The 3617-nt window shown below is 70.9% G+C and carries 1 protein-coding gene and 1 pseudogene; both read right to left on the reverse strand.

Translation table 11 applies throughout. The features are described 5' to 3' along the window. Positions 1–474: 474 nt before the first annotated feature. A complete protein-coding gene (locus AB0O71_RS15350; protein WP_228145654.1) occupies positions 475–1785 on the reverse strand; it encodes a C45 family peptidase in 1311 nt (436 codons plus the stop codon). Continuing rightward, positions 1782–3608, reverse strand: a pseudogene (locus AB0O71_RS15355) (isopeptide-forming domain-containing fimbrial protein); the annotation flags it as partial. The pseudogene AB0O71_RS15355 and the gene AB0O71_RS15350, both read right to left, overlap by 4 nt. Between the last annotated feature and the right edge of the window lie 9 nt (positions 3609–3617).

Here is a 3617-nt window from a genome sequence, read left to right on the forward strand (position 1 = left end):
CGCTCGGGTTCCGGAACCTCACGAACTACATCGCGAGGTCGTTGCTCGAGGCTGGTGGGTTCAGACCGGTTCTACACTCACAAATGCGATGAGCCAGTAAAACGATTTATGTAAAGATGCACGGCACCCACCGCCCCACGAGATCCTCGTCTCGACCGACTCGTCATCCGGCGCATCGGCGGATGCTCCGGGCCTCCCGGCTCCCGGTCCTCCGCCGCTGAGGCGAGTCCGCCCCATGCGCGCTGGTCAGGAGGCGTCGAGATCCCGCGAGAATCGTGCATCTCCCGACGGCGCGGAGTCGTCGGGGACGGGGCGACGCAGCCGGCAGGCGATCGGGAGAGGGCGCTCGGTGCCCCCGGCGGCGACAGCCCGCCGGGTGCCCGGGAGGCGCCCGGCCGGCCGGTCCCCCGGCGCCGGGGGGAGCCCTGCGGCCCGTGCCCGATGGGCGGGCGCACGCCGGCCGGTGCCCGCGCCTCACACCGTCAGCGTGCGCCACTCCCCCGTCTCGGCCTCGGTGGGCATGCCGTCGAGGATCCGGATCGTGCGGGCCTCCGGGTCGGTGATGAGCGTCGCGAGGGTGGCCCACCGGTCCCCGTAGCCCTTGGACATGTCGGCGCGGCAGGTGAGCGGCGGCTCGCCCTCCTCGGTCAGCAGCACCCGCACCAGGTCCCCCGGAGCGACCGGCAGGCCCTCGGCGAGGCGCGCGCGCACGAGCGCGAGGCGCTCCGAGGAGTCGGGCTCGTAGATCTCGGACTTCTGCGCCGCGAGCGGCGTCTCGTGCTGGAAGTGATTGGTGCGCTGCACCGAGCCCGCGACCGCCTCGATCACGAACACCCCCGCGGGGCTCATCTCGACCGACACTGCGCGCTGCGCGTCGAGCATCGTGAACGCCGAGGACGACGCGATCGGCGCCTCGCGGATCAGCTCGATGGCCTCGTCGACGGAACGGCACTCCGAGAGCACCACGCTCGAGAGCACGTGCATGGGCACACCGTCGGGGCGATCCTCGCGGTGCCCGAGGATGTTGAAGTGCAGGGCCAGGCCGGCCTCGTTCACGCCGATCTTCGAGAGGATGCCCTGCTCGGTCAGGCCGGCGTAGCGCAGCCCGGGGCCGGAGACCGTGTGCGTGTGCCAGAACGGATCGAGCTCGACGTGCCAGTCCCAGGTCTGCACGCCGTAGCGGTGGTCGCCGATCTCGGCCGTGAGCGTCGAGCACTCGCTCGACGGCTTCTCGCCGAGGGCGATGATCTCGGTGCGGGCGTTGAGCGCGACGACCTGCGAGAGCTCGACGCCGGCCCCCTCGGCGATCCCCTCGAACTGCTCGAGCAGCCCCGGCCGCCAGCCGCGCAGCGCGGAGACGACCCGCGCGACGCCGTCGCGCTCGCGCTCCTCGTCCACGCCCAGCACGCGGAACAGCTCCGCGTACTTCGTGTAGGCGCCCCCGAGGCTTCCGCGCAGCGCGGCGCCCCGGCTGAGGCCCAGTTCGCGGGGCGTGGCGCCCGCGACCTCGAGGTGCCGGAGTCGGTGGCCGGGTCGCCGACGATCTGCAGCAGGGCCGGCACCTGGTCGGTGATCCGCACCTCCTGGTACTCGCTGACGTCCTGCGGGATGTTCATCGAGATCCGGTACGTCGCGGTCTCGTCGAGGGAGCCCAGGACGCCGTCGCCCTCGGAGACGATCTTCGTGAACGCCCCCGGCGGGTCGGGCAGGCCCAGTTCCACCTCGGTGTTCGGCTTCGGCTCCGGGTCCTCCGGCTGCTGGTCGCCCGGCAGGTTCGGATCCCACTGCACCGAGACGGTCGCCGTGTTCGTGAGGGCGCCGTTGTCGGCCGAGATCGCGCCCGACGCGACCTTCACCACAACGTCCACGGTCAGCGCCTGCCCGGCGTTCGCCTGCACGGTCGCCTGATCCAGCGCCCAGGTCAGCGTCTGGCCGGCGACCGTGGCGTTCACCCCGGCGAGCCCCGTGTCGGACACGTACTCCAGCTCGGCCGGCAGTGCGTCCGTCAGGGTGACGCCCGCGTAGTCGGACACGTCCTGCGGGAGGGTGAAGCCGAGGCGGTAGGTCGCGGTGTCCGGCGAGGTCGGCGACTTGTTGATGAGCTTCAGGTCGGCGCCCGAGCCCTGCGCGTCCTTGAACACGCTGTCCGGGTCGATGGGCTCGGGGTAGGAGACCACCACGTTCTCGGGGTCGGGGTCGGGGTCGGCCGGATCCTGCGCATCCTGGATGGGCGTCACCGCCCACGAGCCGGTGTTCGTCAGCGTCCCGTTGTCCGTGTCATCGATCCCGTCGCCCGCGACCGCGAGGGTCATGGTGAGGGTCTTGCCGGCGAGGGCCGCCGCGTTCGACGCGTCGGTGAGGTCGACGGTCCACCGGGTGGAGGCCGCGGTGAAGGTGCCGAGGCCGGTGACGTCGGCGCCGTCCGCGTCCACGCTCGGCGTCCCCTCGACCGCGAGGCCGGCCGGCAGCGTATCGATCAGCGTGAACGACGCGTAGTTGCGCACGTCCGCCGGAAGCTTCGCCGACACCTGGAACTGCACCGCGTCATCCGCGTGATTCAGCACGCCCGCGTCCCATGCGGGCTTGCCCGCCTCGCCGCTCGACAGCGCCTTCGTCAGCCCGGTCGGCGCGGGCGTCAGCCGCAGCTCCACCTCCGTGTTCGTGGCCGGCGGGAGGTCCTCGGTCGAGGCGTCCGAGAAGGTGACCGTCGTGTTCGCGGTGTTCGTGATCACCCCGTTGTCGGCGGCCGTCGCGTTCGCTGCCGCCCTGACGGGGATCGTCAGGGTGATCGTCTTCCCCGCCGCGTCCGCCAGTTGCGCCGGCGTGTCCAGCGTCCACGTCACGGTGTTACCGGACGCGGACGCGGTGCCGGACGCCGTCGTCGGGGAACCGACGATCTGCAACGTGCTCGGCACGGCGTCCGTCGCCACGATCGACGCGTACTCCGACACGTCCGCCGGCACGTTCATGGAGATCGTGTACTCGGCCGTCTCCTCCAGGCTGTTGAGGATCCCGTCGCCGTCCGACTTCACCTTCGTGAACCCGGACGGCGCGTCCGGCAGCCCGATCTCGAGTTCGGTGTTCGTGGCGGGATCGGGGTCCGCCGGCGGGTCCGGCATCGACGGGTCGTAGTCGACGTGCAGGGCGGCGGTGTTCGTGACCGCGCCGTTGTCCTGCGACGTCGCGGCCGCCGACAGCTTCACCGTCACGTCCACGGACACGGTGGATCCCGCGGCCGCGGCGATCTGCGCCTGGGTCAGCGTCCAGGACAGGTCCTGCCCGTTCACGGTCGCCGCGGCACCCGCCAGCCCCGAATCGGACTGATACGCCAACTCGTCCGGGAGCGTGTCCGACAGCGTGAGCCCCTGATACCCCGAGACATCCGACGGCAGATCAAACGACAACCGGTACGTGGCCGTGTCGCTCGTCTTGTTGATCAGTTTCAGATCCGCACCCGTGCCCAGGGCGTCCTTGCCGAAGGAGGGCGGGGCTTGCGAGGTGGCCCGCACGGTGATCTTGCGAGGGCTCTGTTGCAAAAATCGTGAAGCTTGAGCATGCTTGGCGGAGATTGGACGGACGGAACGATGACGGATTTCAAGTGGCGCCATTTCCAGGGT

Source organism: Leucobacter sp. NPDC077196 (assembly GCF_040687075.1).
Lineage (GTDB): Bacteria > Actinomycetota > Actinomycetes > Actinomycetales > Microbacteriaceae > Leucobacter.